Annotated in this window: 15 protein-coding genes; 14 read left to right on the top strand and 1 reads right to left on the bottom strand. The window is 67.9% G+C overall.

The annotated features are described in order from the left end of the window. Nucleotides 1–53 precede the first annotated feature (53 nt). The 6 genes from E6C64_RS06175 to E6C64_RS06150 all read left to right on the top strand — a co-directional run bounded on the left by E6C64_RS06175 (nt 54) and on the right by E6C64_RS06150 (nt 6,990). Nucleotides 54–1,007, top strand: a complete 954-nt coding sequence (locus E6C64_RS06175; RefSeq protein ID WP_136426773.1) for a carbohydrate ABC transporter permease — start codon at nt 54–56, stop codon at nt 1,005–1,007. Nucleotides 1,008–1,009: 2 nt separating this feature from the next. Next, on the top strand, nt 1,010–1,846 hold the full coding sequence (locus E6C64_RS06170) for a carbohydrate ABC transporter permease (protein ID WP_136426772.1): 837 nt from the start codon (nt 1,010–1,012) through the stop codon (nt 1,844–1,846). A 74-nt stretch (nt 1,847–1,920) separates the two neighbouring features. Next, nucleotides 1,921–3,393: a C-glycoside deglycosidase beta subunit domain-containing protein gene (locus E6C64_RS06165; RefSeq protein ID WP_136426771.1), complete on the top strand. Its 1,473-nt coding sequence runs from the start codon at nt 1,921–1,923 to the stop codon at nt 3,391–3,393. 11 nt (nt 3,394–3,404) lie between these two features. Continuing rightward, on the top strand, nt 3,405–5,036 hold the full coding sequence (locus E6C64_RS06160) for a DUF5597 domain-containing protein (protein WP_136426770.1): 1,632 nt from the start codon (nt 3,405–3,407) through the stop codon (nt 5,034–5,036). Beyond that, nucleotides 5,033–6,049, top strand: a complete 1,017-nt coding sequence (locus E6C64_RS06155) for a Gfo/Idh/MocA family protein (RefSeq protein ID WP_136426769.1) — start codon at nt 5,033–5,035, stop codon at nt 6,047–6,049. The genes E6C64_RS06160 and E6C64_RS06155 overlap by 4 nt, the downstream gene beginning before the upstream one ends. Beyond that, nucleotides 6,046–6,990 carry an alpha/beta hydrolase gene (locus E6C64_RS06150; protein WP_136426768.1) on the top strand — a complete coding sequence of 315 codons (945 nt, stop codon included), beginning with the start codon at nt 6,046–6,048 and terminating at the stop codon, nt 6,988–6,990. The genes E6C64_RS06155 and E6C64_RS06150 overlap by 4 nt, the downstream gene beginning before the upstream one ends. Nucleotides 6,991–7,033: 43 nt before the next feature. Here E6C64_RS06150 and E6C64_RS06145 read toward each other — a convergent pair whose 3' ends face one another. Then, nucleotides 7,034–7,966 carry a LysR family transcriptional regulator gene (locus E6C64_RS06145; RefSeq protein WP_233255493.1) on the bottom strand — a complete coding sequence of 311 codons (933 nt, stop codon included), beginning with the start codon at nt 7,964–7,966 and terminating at the stop codon, nt 7,034–7,036. A gap of 182 nt (nt 7,967–8,148) precedes the next feature. Here E6C64_RS06145 and E6C64_RS06140 point away from each other — a divergent pair, with 182 nt between their 5' ends. The 8 genes from E6C64_RS06140 to E6C64_RS06105 all read left to right on the top strand — a co-directional run bounded on the left by E6C64_RS06140 (nt 8,149) and on the right by E6C64_RS06105 (nt 15,892). After that, the gene (locus tag E6C64_RS06140; protein WP_136426766.1) at nt 8,149–8,943 is read left to right on the top strand and encodes a TIM barrel protein; all 795 of its coding nucleotides are present in this window, start codon (nt 8,149–8,151) and stop codon (nt 8,941–8,943) included. After that, a complete protein-coding gene (gene carA / locus E6C64_RS06135) occupies nt 8,940–10,454 on the top strand; it encodes a c-glycoside 3-oxidase CarA (protein WP_136426765.1) in 1,515 nt (504 codons plus the stop codon). The genes E6C64_RS06140 and carA overlap by 4 nt, the downstream gene beginning before the upstream one ends. A 96-nt stretch (nt 10,455–10,550) precedes the next feature. Next, nucleotides 10,551–10,946 carry a C-glycoside deglycosidase beta subunit domain-containing protein gene (locus E6C64_RS06130; RefSeq protein WP_136426764.1) on the top strand — a complete coding sequence of 132 codons (396 nt, stop codon included), beginning with the start codon at nt 10,551–10,553 and terminating at the stop codon, nt 10,944–10,946. Next, complete coding sequence (locus E6C64_RS06125) at nt 10,943–12,079, top strand: sugar phosphate isomerase/epimerase family protein (protein WP_136426763.1); 1,137 nt, start codon at nt 10,943–10,945, stop codon at nt 12,077–12,079. The genes E6C64_RS06130 and E6C64_RS06125 overlap by 4 nt, the downstream gene beginning before the upstream one ends. 41 nt (nt 12,080–12,120) lie before the next feature. Further along, on the top strand, nt 12,121–13,206 hold the full coding sequence (locus E6C64_RS06120) for a sugar phosphate isomerase/epimerase family protein (protein ID WP_136426762.1): 1,086 nt from the start codon (nt 12,121–12,123) through the stop codon (nt 13,204–13,206). A gap of 25 nt (nt 13,207–13,231) precedes the next feature. Then, on the top strand, nt 13,232–13,630 hold the full coding sequence (locus E6C64_RS06115) for a C-glycoside deglycosidase beta subunit domain-containing protein (RefSeq protein WP_136426761.1): 399 nt from the start codon (nt 13,232–13,234) through the stop codon (nt 13,628–13,630). Further along, nucleotides 13,627–14,814, top strand: coding sequence for a Gfo/Idh/MocA family protein (locus E6C64_RS06110; RefSeq protein ID WP_438941843.1), 1,188 nt, complete (start codon nt 13,627–13,629; stop codon nt 14,812–14,814). The genes E6C64_RS06115 and E6C64_RS06110 overlap by 4 nt, the downstream gene beginning before the upstream one ends. Before the next feature lie 70 nt (nt 14,815–14,884). Continuing rightward, nucleotides 14,885–15,892, top strand: a complete 1,008-nt coding sequence (locus E6C64_RS06105; RefSeq protein ID WP_136426760.1) for a sugar phosphate isomerase/epimerase family protein — start codon at nt 14,885–14,887, stop codon at nt 15,890–15,892. The last annotated feature ends 107 nt before the right edge of the window (nt 15,893–15,999 follow it).

The following is a 15,999-nucleotide window of genomic DNA, read 5'->3' as shown; positions in this document are numbered from 1 at the left end:
GACCAGGCACCCCAGCACAGCACCATCCATTCAATGACGAATCGACCGGAGAAATGACCGCAACCCAGCAGATCCCGCTCGATTCCGTCGTTCCTGAGCGGCCGGAGCCTGGACGCAAGTCCAGGCCCCGGCCCCGCCGGGCCCTCACCCGGTACGGCTCGTGGTGGTGGGCCATGCCCGCTCTGCTCGCCGTGCTCGGTGTGCACTACGTCGCCACCACGATCGGCGGGGCCTACGCCTTCACCGACTTCAAGGGCATCGGGTCCTTCGAGTGGATCGGCTTCGACAACTTCACGAGGATCGTCGGCGACAAGAAGGTCTTCGGCTCGATCGGCAACACGCTGTTCCTCGCCATCGCGTTCCTCATCATCACCAACGTCGTCGGCATGATCCTGGCGCTCGGCCTCAACCGTGGAGTGCGCAGCCGATACATCCTGCGGACCCTGCTCTTCCTCCCGGTCGTGCTCAGCCCGCTCGCGGTCTCCTACATCTTCCGCTTCATCTTCCAGGTGAACGGCCCGCTCAACGCCGTCCTCGGCGGCCTCGGCCTCACCGACTGGCAGCACGCCTGGCTGGCCGATCCGACCTGGGCCATCTTCACGATCCTCGCTGTGATGGTCTGGCAGAACATCGGGATGGCGATGATCATCTACCTGGCAGGCCTCGCCACCGTCCCCCTCGAGATCGAGGAGGCCGCGGCGATCGACGGTGCCGGGCCGTGGGCGCGCTTCCGCAACATCACCCTTCCACTTCTGCAGCCGGCGGTCGCCATCTCGACCACGCTCACCCTCACGCAGGGCCTCAAGGTGTTCGACCAGGTGCAGGGCATGACAGGAGGCGGGCCGTACGGCGCCACCGACACCCTCTCGACGGTGATCTACCGCCAGACCTTCGCGAACGGGCAGTTCGGCTACGGCGCCGCCCTGTCGCTCGTCTTCACCGTCATCGTCGTCATCGCGGCCGCTGCTCAGCTGTTCCTCACCCGCGACCGGAATGCAGGGAAGTAATCATGTTCCGTTACTCGAAGTGGACTCTGCTGCGCGAGGTGCTGCTCTGGGTCGCCGCCCTCATCATGCTGCTGCCGTTCTACCTGCTCATCAACACGGCACTGAAGACCTCCGCCGACGCGCTGGCCACCCCGGCCTTCCAGCCGGCGACCAACCCCACGTTCAACAGCTTCATCGACGTGTTCCAGAGCGGGGGATCAGCGACGCTGCTGCTCGGACTCTTCAACAGCGCGGTCATCACCGCGGGGGCAGTCATCGGGCTCATCGTGTTCGGCAGTGCCTGCGCTTACGTGCTGACGCGGCGGCTCTCGCGGGTGAGCACAGTGGTGTACTACATGGTCCTGGTCGGCATCGTGGTCCCCGCCCAGCTCGGACTCGTACCCCTCTACATCGGTGCCCGAGCGATCGGCCTGCTCGGCAGCCCCTTCGGCATGGCGGTCGTCTACACGGCGATGCTGATGCCCCTCGCCGTGTTCCTCTACGGCGGCTTCATGCGCGCCGTCCCGGTCGAGTATGAGGAGTCGGCGACTATCGACGGCGCCTCGCCGCTGCGCACCTACGTGCAGATCGTCTTCCCGCTCCTCGCACCCGCCACGGGCACCATCTCGATCATGACCGGCCTCATCGTGTGGAACGACTTCTTCACGCCGCTGATCTTCCTCAACGGCTCGAGCGCCGCGACCCTGCCCGTCGTCGTCTACAGCTACGTCACCGGCCTCGTGACCCAGTGGAACAACATCTTCGCCATCCTGATCGTCGCGCTGGTGCCGATCACCGTCTTGTTCCTCATCATGCAGAAGCGCTTCATCCAGGGCTTCACCGGCGGTTTGAAGAGCTGATTCGCTCTCGCACTCCGGACGACCCGGCGCACCGCGCCAGGTCGTCCGACCTCCGCTCCACGAAAGGCAATCCCGTGCCCAATGGCCTGATCACCGACGACAGTCTCCGCATCCACCCGGACGGCTACGCCATCTCGCTGACGATCCCGTGGTACCGCAGCCTCTGGCTGTCCTCGGTCGTCAAGCTGACGCTCACCGTCGACGGCGAGGAGGTCGCGCAGGACGACATCGCCTTCGAGCTCGAGGGGACGCGCTACCGGTTGGACGACCTGGCCGCCCAGAGCGAGGTGCTGTGGTACCTGCAGCAGCATCCGCTGCTCATCGTCCGCCGGGATCCGGCGATCGCTCTCGGCGAGACCCACGACGTGGCGATCGTCGGCGAGCTGCGCCTGCCATACATGCAGATCATGCCGGGTCAGGACGGCGGGCCGGGGATGTACGTGCCCAACCATGTCCGGCAGACCCTCTCGCTGACGGCGACCGACACGGCGGCAGCGCCGCCGGCGCTCGTCAGCGACGTGGACGCGCCGCCGCCCGCCGCTGAGGAGGACCCGTTCAAGCTCGGGCTCACCCTCTACTCCGCGAGCGCCGAGTTCCGGGCTGGCTACTTCGACTTCGACGGACTGCTCGACCGGGTCGCCGAGCTCGGCATCGGTCCAGGCATCGAGATCGTCGCCTCGCAGGTGCTGCCCACTTATCCGCTGGTGAGCGACGAGTTCGTCACCACCTGGCGTGCGGCGTTCGACCGCCACGGCTTCGACGAGAGCTCGTTCGGCGCCAACCTCGACATGGGCCGTCGGCGCGACCGCGACATGACGCCCGACGAGGAGTTCGAGTTCAGCCGCGTCCTGTTCGAGGGCGCGAAGAAGCTCGGATTCCCGCTCGTGCGCATCCAGTCGGCCAAGCCCGACCTGCTGAAGCGGCTGCTGCCCATCGCCGAGCAGCTGGAGCTCACCCTGGCCTACGAGATCCACGCGCCGATGGGGCCGAACGCTCCCGAGATCATGAAGGTGCGCGAGGTCTACGAGACGCTCGACTCGCCGCTGCTGGGCTTCGTCGCCGACTTCTCGTCGACCATGCACGCCATGTCGCCGACGCTGCTGCGCGCGGTCCGGCGCGCCGGGCTCGACGACGAGGCGATCGAGCGCCTGCAGGCGATCTGGTCCACCGATGCGTCCATGCGAGAGCGGCAGGAGGAGTTCATCGGCTACCTCCGCGGGCGCGACTTCGACCCCGGACGCCTCGGCTCCTTCGCCCATCTCGCCTTCAACATGCATGGCCACGTCGACCCGCACGAGTGGGCGGACATCATGCCTCAGATCAAGCACGTGCACGCCAAGTTCTACGACATCGACGACTCGGGGCAGGAGCCGGCGATCGACTACCCGGAGCTGGTGAAGGTCTTCGTCGAGGGCGGTTACCGCGGCTACTGGTCGAGCGAGTGGGAGGGCCATGCGTTCGCCGAGCTCGGCGAGGTGGACCCGCTGGTCCTCGTGCGACGACAGCACGACCTCATCCGGTCGAGCATGCACGCGCTTCGAGCTTGAAGGGCAACGCGATGACCGAACTTCCGCATCTCGAGCGTGTCGGCGGCCACACTCGGCTCATGGTCGACGGGAGCCCGTTCCTCGCGATCGGCGGGGAGCTGCACAACTCGAGCTCATCGGATGCCGCCTACATGCAGCCGGTCTGGGACCGGCTGCGTGGCTCGGGGTACAACACCGTGATCGCCAGCGTGGGCTGGGATCAGGTGGAGCCGGTCCAGGGGCAGTTCGATCTCACGGTCGTCGACGACCTGCTCGCCGGGGCGCGCTTCGCGGGTGTGCGCCTCGTGCTGCTCTGGTTCGGCGCGTTCAAGAACGCCAACTCGAGCTATGCGCCCTCCTGGGTGCGGGCGGACACTGAGAGCTTTCCGCGCGCGGTGCTCAGCGAGCCTCGGCTCGTCACTCCGTTCTCCTACGAAGGTGCGACCCCCCGCCCGGTCCTGTCGGTGTTCTCGGCTGCGCTGCTCGAGGCCGATCGCCGCGCCTACTCAGCACTCATCAGTCACCTGGCCGAGAATGATCACGAGCACACGGTGATCTTCGTCCAGATCGAGAACGAGGTCGGACTGCTCGGCGCGAGCCGTGACAGGTCCGAGCCCGCTCTCGCTGCCTGGAATTCCGCAGTGCCCGAGCGGCTGAAGACCGCGTTGGCGGAGCACCCCGAGACCTTCGCCCCGGCGACGCGAGAACGCCTGAATACTGCACTGGACAGGGCAGTGACCTGGGCGCAGGCCTTCGGCGAGGGCGACCATGTCGCGGACGAGGCCTTCATGTCCTGGGGGTTCGCGAGCTACCTCGGCAGCCTCGCCTCGGCGGGCAAGCAGCTCCTTGCGCTTCCGGCCTACGCCAACGCGTGGCTCGGCCCGCAGGCGGTCGGCGATGTTCCCGGCATGTACCCGAGCGGCGGACCGACCGCCGGAATGCTCGGCGTGTGGCGAACGGCAGCACCCGACCTCGACTTCCTCGCCCCCGACATCTACGTGCCCGGCGCACGTGCGGTGATGGAGCAATACGCGACCGCGGACAACCCGCTGTTCATCCCCGAGGCGAAGTTCATCGCCGGGGACGCGTTCCTCGCGGTCGGACGCTTCGGTGCCATCGGCTATTGCGCGTTCGGACTCGACGACGGCAGGCCCGGCAACCAGTTCAGTCAGGCCGCACGCCTCATCATCGGCGCGGCGACCGAGATCGCTGACGGTCACGCACGAGGCAGCATCCTCGGCTTCGCGCTGGGCCCGGACGACGACCTCGAGTCGGCCGTCCTCGACGGTGTCACAGTGACGGTTCGCAATGGACCCAAGCTGCTCTCGGCGATGCTCCTCGACGTCGGCGTCGTCGTGCCTCCTGCGCCCGACCTGCCGGACGAGACCGAGGGATCCGCTCACGGCTCGACCCCCGGCGATGGCCGGCCCTTCGGTGTCGTGATCGGGATGCCCGACGGCTCCTTCCTCGTGATCGGTCAGGGCGGGGTCCTCGACTTCGCCGCCGAAGGCGCCGACCTCGAGATCGACTACGTCCGCGAGCTCCGGCTCGTCGACGGACGCTGGCAGGAGGGCCGGATCCTGAACGGCGACGAGCGCCTCACCATCCTTCCCAGCGACCGCATCGGCGCGGCCCGCGTCGGGCTGCTGCGACGCAGCCGATGAGCGCGCTCCGCTGGGGGGTCGCCGGAACCGGCGGCATCTCACGGCAGATCACGGCCGACTTCGCGCTGGTCGCCGAGGCCGATGTGGTCGCCGTCTCGAGCCGCGCCCAGGCCACCGCAGACGCCTTCGCGGACGACTTCGACATTCCCGAGCGCTTCGACGACTACTCCCGCATGCTCGACTCCGACATCGATGCCGTGTACATCGGCACGCCCCACGTCACCCACTTCGGCCTCGCGCGCCAGGCGCTGCTCCGCGGTCGCCATGTGCTCTGCGAGAAGCCCATCGGACTGAACGCGGCGGAGGTGCGCGAGCTGGCCGCGGTCGCTCGCTCCTCTGGAGTCTTCCTGATGGAGGCGATGTGGATGAAGTTCAGTCCGCTGCATCGCCTGCTGAAGACCCTCGTCGACGACGGGGCGATCGGCGAGGTGCGCAGCGTGCGTGCCGCGTTCGGCGCCCCGTTCCCGAAGGACGGCTCGAGCCGGTGGAAGCCAGGCGGCAGCACGTTGCTCGATCAGGGCATCTACCCGGTGACGCTCGGACACGAGCTGCTCGGCGAGCCGCTGCGCATCGAGGCGTCCGGAACCGTCCGCGAGGACGGGGTCGATCTGAGGCAGGCCTACACGTTGCACTACCCCGACGCTCGGTTCCTGCAGGGCGCCAGCTCGATGGAGGAGTTCCTTGATCAGTCCGCGTCCGTGTCGGGAACCGAGGGATGGATCACGATCGACTCGGGCTTCTGGTACGCCTCGCAACTCGCGGTGCACCGCTTCAGCATGCCGGCCGGGGAGACGGTCACCGAGCACGAGGCGCAGCGCCAGGGGCATGGCTACACGCCGATGCTCCGCGAGACCACCCAGGCGATCCTCCGCGGCGAGGTCGAGCATCCGCTGCACACCCTCGACGCCACCGTGCGGGTATTCGACACCCTCGACGAGATCCGGCGGCAGATCACCGCTCCAACCACGGAACGGGCTGCCGAGCCGTCTCCCGATCGAAAGGCCCTCACATGACCGATTCCGCTCCCCTCGAAGCAGACGTCGCCGGGCTGCCCGACTTCCGGCGGATGCCGGTACCCGAAGCCATTGGCTGGCTCGCGGAGCACGGCGAACCGGCCGACCCCCGACCGGACATCGACACCGCATCGCTTCTACGACGCTTCCCACGCCTCGGCTCGGTCGTCACCGAGGATCGCACCGTCGAGGGGCCGCTCGGGCCCATCCCGGTGCGCGCCTACCGCGACCCGTCGGCGCCGACCACCGGCCCCGCGCTGGTCTGGGTGCACGGCGGGGCGTTCATCGGGGGCTACCTCGACATGCCCGAGTCCAACTGGGTCGCTCGAGAGCTCGCCGCGCGCGGCATCCCCGTGCTGTCGGTCGACTACACGAAGTGCCTCGGCGGCGTCCACTACCCGGCCCCGTCGGACGACGTGCTCGCCGCCTGGCGGTTCGCGCTTGTCGAGAGCGAGGCGCTCCTCGGTGTCGCCCCGTCCGATCTGCTCCTCGGCGGAGCGAGCGCGGGTGGCGCCCTCACCGCGGGAGCGACGCAGCGGCTGCTCGACGCAGGGGAGACCTCGCCGGCGGGGCTCGTGCTCGTCTATCCGGTCCTGCACGCCAACGGACCGGAGGCCTCTCCGAGAATCGATGCCGAATCGCCCCAGGGTCAACTCTCCGTCAACTACGCCGGGTCGGATGAGGCACTTCTCGACCCGCATGTCTTCGCCGGTATGGGCGACGGGGCCGGCTTCCCACCGACGCTCATCGTGACATGCGAAAACGACGGACTCCGTCCCTCGGGGGAGGCTTTCGCCGCGACGCTCCAGGCGGCCAGCCGGGATGTCACCCTGTACGACGAGCCGAACGCCGGACACGGGCACATCGATCAGCCCGGCGACGAGGGAGCTCTGCGGACGATCGGAGCGATCGCCGACTGGATCGCCGCCCGTTCCATCTGACGGCTTCCGACAGGCTCGGCCGACGAGCTCAGCGCGGCGGCAGTCAGTCGGGGTCGTCCACCCGGTGCCGCTCCGACTCGACGATGCGCCCCGCCTCGACGAAGAGGTCGCGCATCCAGGCGTGCTCGGGGTCGCGACCGTGCACCGGGTGCCACCACAGAGCGTTCGACAGGGGAGTGGGCTCGAAGGGGAGCTGAACCACGCGCACCCCTCCCGCAGTGAGCGCGAGCGGCGCGAGAGCGGCCTGGATGAGCCCGACCCGGTTGGTGCCGCGGACGAAGTGGGAGAGCGAGAGGAAGCTCTCGACGACCACCTCGATGTGCTGCTCGACGCCCAGCTGCTGGATCTGCCGGGCGGCCGACTGGTAGGCGGAGCGCGACTGGAAGGTCATCACCCACGGCATCTCCGCCGCCTGCTCCATCGTCAGCCGGCTCTCGACGGGGCTCTCTTCCGCCACCACTGCCAGCCAGGTGTCGTGCCAGAGATCGACGTAGGGCAGGTCGGAGATGTGACCGTGGGGGATCACCATGCCGTCGACGGAGCGAAGCCGGTTGCTGACATCCTCGACGATCGACGGGTTGTGCAGCATGAAGCGGAATCGAACGCCGGGCGCTCGCTTCGCTGCGAGCTCCGAGACCACCCGTCCGATGGTGACGAATCCATAGTCGGACCCGAAGATCGAGAACTCGCGGGTGGATTCGACCGGCTCCCAGGTCGCCTGACTCTCGAACACCCGCCGGGCCGCCTCGAGCGCCGTGGCAGTGTGTTCGGTGAGGCGCAGAGCGAACGGGGTCAGCTCGTAGGCGTTGCCGCGCCGGGCCAGGATCTGGTCCCCGAAGTGCGTGCGCAGCCGCGCGAGGGAGGCGCTCAGCGCCGGCTGGCTCAGATGCAGGCGCTCCGCGGCGCGCGTCACGCTCTGTTCGGTGAGCAGAGCGTCGAGGGCGACGAGGAGGTTCAGGTCCAGGCGCGAAAGCACCGATGGATTGTTGGTCACGACAGTGTGCACCTCGTTGAAATCGGATTCCGATCGTATCGTTCGCGTTTGGTCTTCCAGCTTACGTCGACGCGCCAGGATCTTATGTACTATTCCGACTAAACGTGCCAGCATGGCGGAGAGCGCTCGTCGCGACGATGCGGCGCGAGATACCGAGGAGAACCATGTACCAGTTGGCGCCCAACATCGAGCTGCTCTTCACCGAGGCCGGGGACTACCACGATCGGGTTCGCGCCGCTGCGGCCGCGGGATTCACCGCCGTCGAGATGTGGGGTCCCATGGGAGTCGATGCTCCGGCCACCCCGAAGGACCTGCCCGCCCTCAAGGCGGCGCTCACCGAGACCGGGCTGCAGCTCACGGCACAGCTCGCCGAGCCCCGCACCCAGTTCATGATCCCGCCGTGGGATCACTCCGAGTTCTACCGTCGCCTCGACGAAGGTGTCGCCATCGCGCAGGGCCTCGGCTGCCCGCGCATGGTCGTCGGATCCGGCACCGGCTTCGGCGGCTGGAAGCGCCAGGTGCAGCTGGACAAGCTCATCGAGATCTATCAGAAGGCGATCGCGCAGATCGACGGATCCGGCATCACCCTCGTCCTCGAGCCGGTGAACGTGCGGGTCGATCACCCGGGTTCACTCCTCGATCGGACGAGCGAGGGCGTCTATGTGGCGCGCGGCGTCGACTCCCCGAACTTCGGGATCCTCTACGACATCTACCACTCGACGGTCGAGGGCGAGGATGTCGCTGCAGAGCTGGCCAACGCCGGCAACCTCATCCGCTACGTCCAGATCGCCGACGCGCCCGGCCGTGGAGAGCCCGGCTCCGCGGACATCGACTGGCCGGCGACCCTCAGCATCCTCCGTGCCTCCGGCTACGACGGCCCGATCGGACTCGAGTACTACCCCACCAAGGAGTCGAGCGAGTCGGTGAAGTTCATCCGCGAGCTGGCGGCCACGGCGTGAGCCGCGAGTATCCCGCGCAGGTCGACGTCGTCATCGTCGGCAGCGGACCGACGGGCGCGGCGTACGCGCGCATCCTCAGCGAGACCGCTCCCAACGCGACGATAGCGATGTTCGAGGTGGGTCCGATCGTCTCGGACCCGCCCGGCTCGCACGTCAAGAACATCCTCGATCCGGCCGAGCGAGCCCAGGCGCAGTCGCGCTCGGAAGGTCCAGGCGAAGGCTCCGCCACCCTGACATCCCCGGGCGCGGTCAAAGCCGGGGAGCGCAGGGGCCGCGCGGGGACGTTCCTGCTCCAGTCCGGCTACAAGGTCGAGGGCGAGGACGGCATGCCCGTCGCGGCGTTCTCGAGCAACGTCGGCGGCATGGGCGCGCACTGGACTGCCGCCTGCCCACGACCGGGAGGCGCGGAGCGACCCGACTTCCTCGACGACCTCGATGAGCTGCTCTCTGAGGGCGAGCGACTGCTCGGCGTGCGCACGGATGCGTTCGACGGCTATGGATTCGGCGATGTCGTGCGCGAGCATCTCGCGGCGGCTCTCGACGCCGACCGCGAGCCGGAGCAGCGGGTTCAGCCGATGCCGCTGGCGGTCCGCCGTCGGGAGGATGGTCGTCTTGTCTGGACCGGGTCCGACGTCGTCTTCGGCGACGTGACCCGGTCCAACGGGAACTTCTCGCTCTTCGACGAGTCCCTCGTCACCCGCGTCCTCGTTGAAGACGGTCGCGCCGTGGGCGTCGAGGTCGAGGATCGGCGGTCGGGAACGCGGCACGAGGTACGCTCTCGCTTCGTGGTCGTCGCGGCCGACGCGCTGCGCACCCCGCAGGTCCTGTGGGCGTCGGGAGTGCGGCCCGCTGCCCTCGGCAGGATGCTCAACGACCAGACCCAGATCGTCTACGCGACGCGCCTTCGAGACGTCGAGCCCCGCAATGTCGGCGCGGAGTTCGGCAGCGTGACGGATCAGACCGGTGTCAGCTGGGTTCCGTACACCGACGAGATGCCCTTCCATGGGCAGGTCATGCAGCTCGACGCATCGCCCATCCCGATCGCCGAGGACGATCCCGTAGTGCCCGGGTCGATCGTGGGACTTGGAGTCTTCTGCGCGAAGGATCTGCAGTGGGACGACCGCGTCGCCTTCGACGACAGCGCCGTCGATTACTACGGCATGCCATCGATGACCCTGCACTACACGCTCACCGAGAAAGATCATGTGGTGCTGGACCGGGCACGCGAGTTCATCGTCCGGATGGGCGTGGCGGCCGGCGACCCGATCGGAGACCGTCCGTTCACGCTTCCCTATGGCTCATCGCTGCACTATCAGGGCAGCACGCGCATGGGCGCGGAGGACGACGGGCTCAGCGTGTGCAGCTCGGACAGCGAGGTCTGGTCGGTCGACGGCCTGTTCCTCGCCGGCAACGGCGTCATCCCGACACCGATCGCCTGCAACCCGACGCTGACCTCGGTGGCTCTCGCCGTCCGTGGTGCGCGGGAGATCGCGGCGCGACTCGCCGCATGACCTGTCTTATGTAGGAAAAAGACATTAGGCTGTTCACATCAAGACAAAGCTGTCTGGGCCTCGCATCGAGGGCGACAGCGGGACCTGGAGACATCAATGATCCCCGACCGCATCATCGAGCAGGGCACGCTCACCACCTCGGGCGGCCGGACGGCCGTCGAGGTGCGTCTGCCCTGGTACCGGGCCCTGCCCGGATCCTGCATCTCCGGAGCGAAGCTCACCATCGATGGCCAGGCCGTCCCTGAGGACACGCTCCGCTGGGGGATGAACGGCAAGGAGTTCACCTTCGCCGAACTCTCCGACAACACCGACGAGTGGTGGTTCCCGCTCGACTCGGCCATCCTCTCCGGCGATGTGGAACTCGGAGACGACCAGGCCGAGCACACGGTCGATGTCGACCTCATTCTCTACATCCCGTACATCATCACCGACGCCGGCACGCTCCACATCGAGGAGCACGACAGCAAGACCATGAAGGCGGTCTCCGCATGAGCACCGAAACGACCACCAGCACGACCACTGCCACCGGCACGAAGCTGGGGACCCCGATCCAGGGCGTGACCCTGTACAGCTTCACGCGGGCCTTCCACGGCCGCGAGTACGACCTCGAAGGACTGATGCGCAAGGTCGCCGCCGAGGGCTACGGTCCCGGGCTGGAGATCATCGGCTTCTCCAGCTTCCGCGGCTTCCCGAAGATCGAGCCCGCCTTCGCCGGGGAGTTCAACGACCTCGTCGACGAGCTCGGTCTGGTGCGGACCTCACTCGCCGTCAACGCCGACATCGGCATCCACCGCGATCGCCTGCTGAACCAGGACGAGCTGATCGAGTACATGACCCGCCAGATCGAGGCGGCATCGGTGCTCGGCTTCCCGATCGCCCGCGTGCAGATCTCGATCACGCCCGACTCGATGGAGGCGCTCGTCCCCGTCGCCGAGAAGTACGGGGTGACCCTGGCTCTCGAGGTTCATGCCGACCAGTACGCCAGCCACCCGCGGATCCTCGCCCTGCGTGACCGCTACGAGAAGGTCGGCTCGCCCCTCCTCGGCTTCACGATGGACTGGGGAGCCACCACCGTCGGCTTCGCGCCCTCGCTCATCGAGGCCTACCGGCGCCGCGGCGCCTCGGAGGAGCTGCTCGGCAAGGTCGTCGACCTGTGGAACGGCTACTACCAGCAGGGCCCGCCCGCCGACCAGCAGGAGCACGGTCAGCGCTTCGGATCGTTCATCGGGCTCGCCGCGCAGAACGGCCGACCCGACCTCGGCATCGACTTCGGCATCAACGGCACGGGCCTGTTCGGTCCGGCGCGGGTGGACGACTGGCTGGAGATCATGCCGTGGGTGCGTCACGTGCACGGCAAGTTCTTCGGCATCGACGAGAACGGCGAAGAGCCGTCCGTCCCGGTCCGGGACCTCATCACGCTCCTGGTGGAGAACGGGTACAGCGGCGCCGTGTCATCCGAGTACGAGGGCTGGCACTGGAACAACTGGCAGAGCCCGTTCGACATCATCCGCGGCGAGCAGGCCGTGCAGCGGTCCGCCGCGGAGAACGCCGGATCGCGGATGATCACCGACGCAGCCGAGGCGCGACGCGCGCTCGACAACCACCTCGCCACGGCTCACGCCTGAGCTCGCCACCGATCTCCCAGAAGACACCGAAGGCACACGACATGACAGACACGACCACTCAGCTGAACGAGACGGACGGCATCGCCGGCACCGGCATCAAGCTCGGCATCACCCTCTACTCCCTCACCTCCGAGTTCGCGGCCGGGCTGTACACGCCCGAGACGCTGATCAAGGCGGTGCACGACGAGGGGCTGGGCACCGGGGTCGAGTTCAACATCGCCCAGATGCTGAGGACCTATCCCGACGTCGACGACGAGTTCGTCAAGCTCTGGCGCGACAGCATGGACCGCTACGGTCTCGAGCCCAGCGCGATCGGCACCAACCTCGACATGGGCCGTCGCAAGGAGCGGGACATGACGCCCGACGAGGAGCACGACTTCCTCGCCCGTCAGCTCAAGACCGCGCACACGCTCGGCTTCAAGAAGGTCGTCATCCGCTCGCACGGCAAGGAGCTGCTGCGCAGCCTCCTGCCGCTCGCCGAGAAGTACGACCAGAAGCTCGGCTACGAGATCCACGCCCCCTCCGGTCCGAACGACCCGCAGGTGCTGCAGATGCGCGAGATGTACGACGAGCTGCAGTCGGAGCGCCTCGGCTTCACCGCCGACTTCAGCTCGACGATGCACAGCCTGTCGCCGACCCTGCTGCGCACCCTCAGCCAGATGGGCATGCCCGAGGAGTACTTCCCGGTCATGGACGAGATCTGGCACCGGCCGACGCCCATGTACGTGCGCAACGGGGAGTTCGAGGAGTTCCTCACTTCGGAGGGGTTCGACTGGGCCCGGCTCGGACCGTTCACCCGGCTCGCCTTCAACATGCACGGTCTGGTACCCGCGGAGGAGTGGATGGACATCATGCCGCAGATCTTCCACGTGCACGCCAAGTTCTACGACATCAATGAGGCCGGCGACGAGCCGGCGATGGACATCCCCCTGATCGTGCAGCAGTTCGTCAAGGGCGGCTACACGGGATATCTCTCCAGCGAGTGGGAGGGCCACGCCTTCTCCGACCTCGGAGAGTCCGACCCGATCGACCTCGTCAGGAAGCAGCACGTCCTCATGCGCAAGGCCATCGAGGACACCGTCGCCGAGGCGCAGCCGTCAGCCCAGCCCGCGCCTGCCGGCGCCTGATCTCGACAAGGAACACGTAACCGACATGGCAACTCACAACTCCCTCTTCGCCGATACCGACGTGCACCGTCATCCGGAAGGCATCGCGGTCTCGATCCAGCTGCCCTGGTATCGGAGCCTCTGGCTCTCGGCCGTCGACGACGTGTCGGCCAAGATCAACGGTGTCGAGATCCCCAAGGAGTCGCTCCGATTCGAGCTCCAGGGCAGGAGCTACACGATCGCGGAGCTGCCCGAGCAGTTCGAGACGCTGTGGTTCGTGGCCGACAAGCCGCAGATCATCATCCCGATCGACCCGGTGCCCGAAGCGGGCGCCTCCATCGACGTCGACGTCACGCTGACGATGCGCCTGCTCTACATGCAGATCGCCCCGATGCGCTACGTCGGCAACCGGGTGCAGGTGGAGCGCGAGGTCGTGCTCGCATGACCACCGCGCCCCGCTCCACGCTGCGCGTCGCGATGATCGGCTACGGCTTCATGGGCGCATCCCACTCTCAGGGCTGGCGCACGGCGCCGCGGGTCTTCGGCCTGCCCGCCGACGTCGAGATGGCCGTGGTCGTGGGCCGCAACGCGACGGCCGTCGCCGAGGCCGCCGCCAAGTGGGGCTGGGCCGAGTCGGCGACGGACTGGCGCGAGGTGATCGCGCGCGACGACATCGACATCGTCGACATCGTGACGCCGGGCGACTCGCACGCCGAGATCGCGATCGCCGCGCTGAAGGCGGGCAAGCACGTCCTCGTCGAGAAGCCGCTCGCCAACACCGTCGCCGAGGCGGAGGCCATGGTCGACGCTGCCGCTGCCGCTGCGGCGGACGGCATCCGAGCGATGGTGGGCTTCACCTACCGGCGGCTGCCCGCCGTCACCTTCCTGCGCGACCTCATCGCAGCGGGCAAGGTCGGGACCGTGCAGCAGGTGCGAGCCGCCTATCGGCAGGACTGGCTGGTGGACCCCGAGACGCCGCTGGCCTGGCGCCTGCAGAAGGAGCACGCCGGATCGGGTGCACTCGGCGACATCGGCGCCCACATCATCGACATGGTCCAGTTCGTCACCGGGCTCGGAGTGACGGCGGTGACCGGCACGATGGAGACCATCGTGAAGCAGCGCCCGCTCCTGGGCGAGGGCTCCGGCCTGAGCGGCACTGCCGGCGAAGGCTACGGCGATGTCACGGTCGACGATCTCGCGATCTTCACGGGCAGGCTCGATGGGGGAGCGCTCGCCTCCTTCGAGGCGAGCCGCTTCGCGACCGGTCGCAAGAATGCGCTCACGATCGAGATCTCGGGCGACCGCGGCGCGCTGGCCTTCGACCTCGAGAACCTCAATGCGATCCAGTACTACGACCGCACCGCGCCGGCCGGGCTGCAGGGATTCACGAACATCCTCGTCACCGAGCCCGAGCACCCCTACGTCGCCGCCTGGTGGCCGGCCGGCCACATCCTCGGCTGGGAGCACGGCTTCTCCCACCAGGTGAAGGACCTGGTCGAGGGCATCGTCGACGGCACCGATCCGCACTCCACCTTCGCCGAAGGGCTGACGGTGCAGCGCGTGCTCGATGCGGTCGAGACGAGCTCGGAGAACGGCTCCACCTGGACGTCGGTGCCGATCGGGAGTTAGCTCTCGTTCAGCAACACCTTCCAGCGACACCTGGAAACACACGACTTCGAAGAAGAAGAAGGAGACCGCTATGGCGCGTCCGATCACCCTGTTCACCGGCCAGTGGGCCGACCTGCCGTTCGAGGAGGTGGCGCGCCTCGCGGGCGAGTGGGGCTACGACGGCCTCGAGATCGCGAGCTGGGGCGACCACCTCGATGTCGCGCGGCACGATGACGCCGCGTACGTGGCCGGGCGCAAGGAGATCCTCGAGCGCAACGGCCTGCAGGTCTGGACGATCTCGAACCACCTGGCCGGCCAGGCCGTCTGCGACGATCCCATCGATCAGCGCCATCGCGACATCCTCTCCGACCGCGTCTGGGGCGACGGCGATCCCGAAGGTGTGCGTCAGCGTGCCGCGGAGGAGCTCAAGAACACCGCCCGGATGGCCGCCGCCCTCGGCGTGACGACGGTCACGGGCTTCACCGGGTCGTCGATCTGGAAGTACGTGGCGATGTTTCCGCCGGCATCCGAGGCCATGGTCGATGCGGGCTACGAGGACTTCGCCGAGCGCTGGAGCCCCATCCTCGACGTGTTCGAGGAGGTCGGCGTCCGGTTCGCGCACGAGGTGCACCCGTCCGAGATCGCCTACGACTACTGGACGACCGTCCGCACGCTCGAGGCCATCGGCGACCGCCCGAGCTTCGGGCTGAACTGGGACCCCTCGCACATGGTGTGGCAGGACATCGACCCGGTCGGCTTCCTCTGGGACTTCAAGGACCGGATCTACCACGTGCACTGCAAGGACACGAAGCGTCGCACCGGCAACGGCCGCAACGGGCGGCTGTCCTCGCACCTGCCCTGGGCGGACCCGCGTCGCGGCTGGGACTTCATCTCGACCGGTCACGGCGACGTGCCATGGGAGAACGCCTTCCGGATGCTCAACGCGATCGGCTACGACGGACCGCTGTCCGTCGAGTGGGAGGACGCCGGCATGGATCGCCTCGTCGGAGCGCCCGAGGCACTCGGCTTCGTCCGCAAGCTGTCGACCTACGAGCCGTCGGCCGCGGCGTTCGACGCCGCCTTCTCGACCAAGAGCTGACCCCGACTTCGTTGGTCGAGTAGGGCGCCTCGCGCCCCTAAGGAGGCCCTCGCAGCCGATAGGGCCTCGATACGGTCCTGGCGGACCTACTCGACCAACGAGCGTGC

Origin of the sequence: Naasia lichenicola (genome assembly GCF_004801885.1) — a bacterium.
Taxonomy (GTDB): Bacteria; Actinomycetota; Actinomycetes; order Actinomycetales; family Microbacteriaceae; genus Naasia; species Naasia lichenicola.
This window is presented reverse-complemented; position numbering and strand designations above follow the sequence as displayed.

Bases quoted from the DNA above. Each gene is read 5' to 3' on its own strand.
- E6C64_RS06130 (WP_136426764.1), top strand. From the start codon at position 10,551: ATGATCCCCGACCGCATCATCGAGCAGGGCACGCTCACCACCTCGGGC.
- E6C64_RS06120 (WP_136426762.1), top strand. From the start codon at position 12,121: ATGACAGACACGACCACTCAGCTGAACGAGACGGACGGCATCGCCGGC.
- E6C64_RS06110 (WP_438941843.1), top strand. From the start codon at position 13,627: ATGACCACCGCGCCCCGCTCCACGCTGCGCGTCGCGATGATCGGCTAC.
- E6C64_RS06175 (WP_136426773.1), top strand. From the start codon at position 54: ATGACCGCAACCCAGCAGATCCCGCTCGATTCCGTCGTTCCTGAGCGG.
- E6C64_RS06155 (WP_136426769.1), top strand. From the start codon at position 5,033: ATGAGCGCGCTCCGCTGGGGGGTCGCCGGAACCGGCGGCATCTCACGG.
- E6C64_RS06105 (WP_136426760.1), top strand. From the start codon at position 14,885: ATGGCGCGTCCGATCACCCTGTTCACCGGCCAGTGGGCCGACCTGCCG.
- E6C64_RS06115 (WP_136426761.1), top strand. From the start codon at position 13,232: ATGGCAACTCACAACTCCCTCTTCGCCGATACCGACGTGCACCGTCAT.
- E6C64_RS06160 (WP_136426770.1), top strand. From the start codon at position 3,405: ATGACCGAACTTCCGCATCTCGAGCGTGTCGGCGGCCACACTCGGCTC.
- E6C64_RS06170 (WP_136426772.1), top strand. From the start codon at position 1,010: ATGTTCCGTTACTCGAAGTGGACTCTGCTGCGCGAGGTGCTGCTCTGG.
- E6C64_RS06125 (WP_136426763.1), top strand. From the start codon at position 10,943: ATGAGCACCGAAACGACCACCAGCACGACCACTGCCACCGGCACGAAG.
- E6C64_RS06150 (WP_136426768.1), top strand. From the start codon at position 6,046: ATGACCGATTCCGCTCCCCTCGAAGCAGACGTCGCCGGGCTGCCCGAC.
- E6C64_RS06140 (WP_136426766.1), top strand. From the start codon at position 8,149: ATGTACCAGTTGGCGCCCAACATCGAGCTGCTCTTCACCGAGGCCGGG.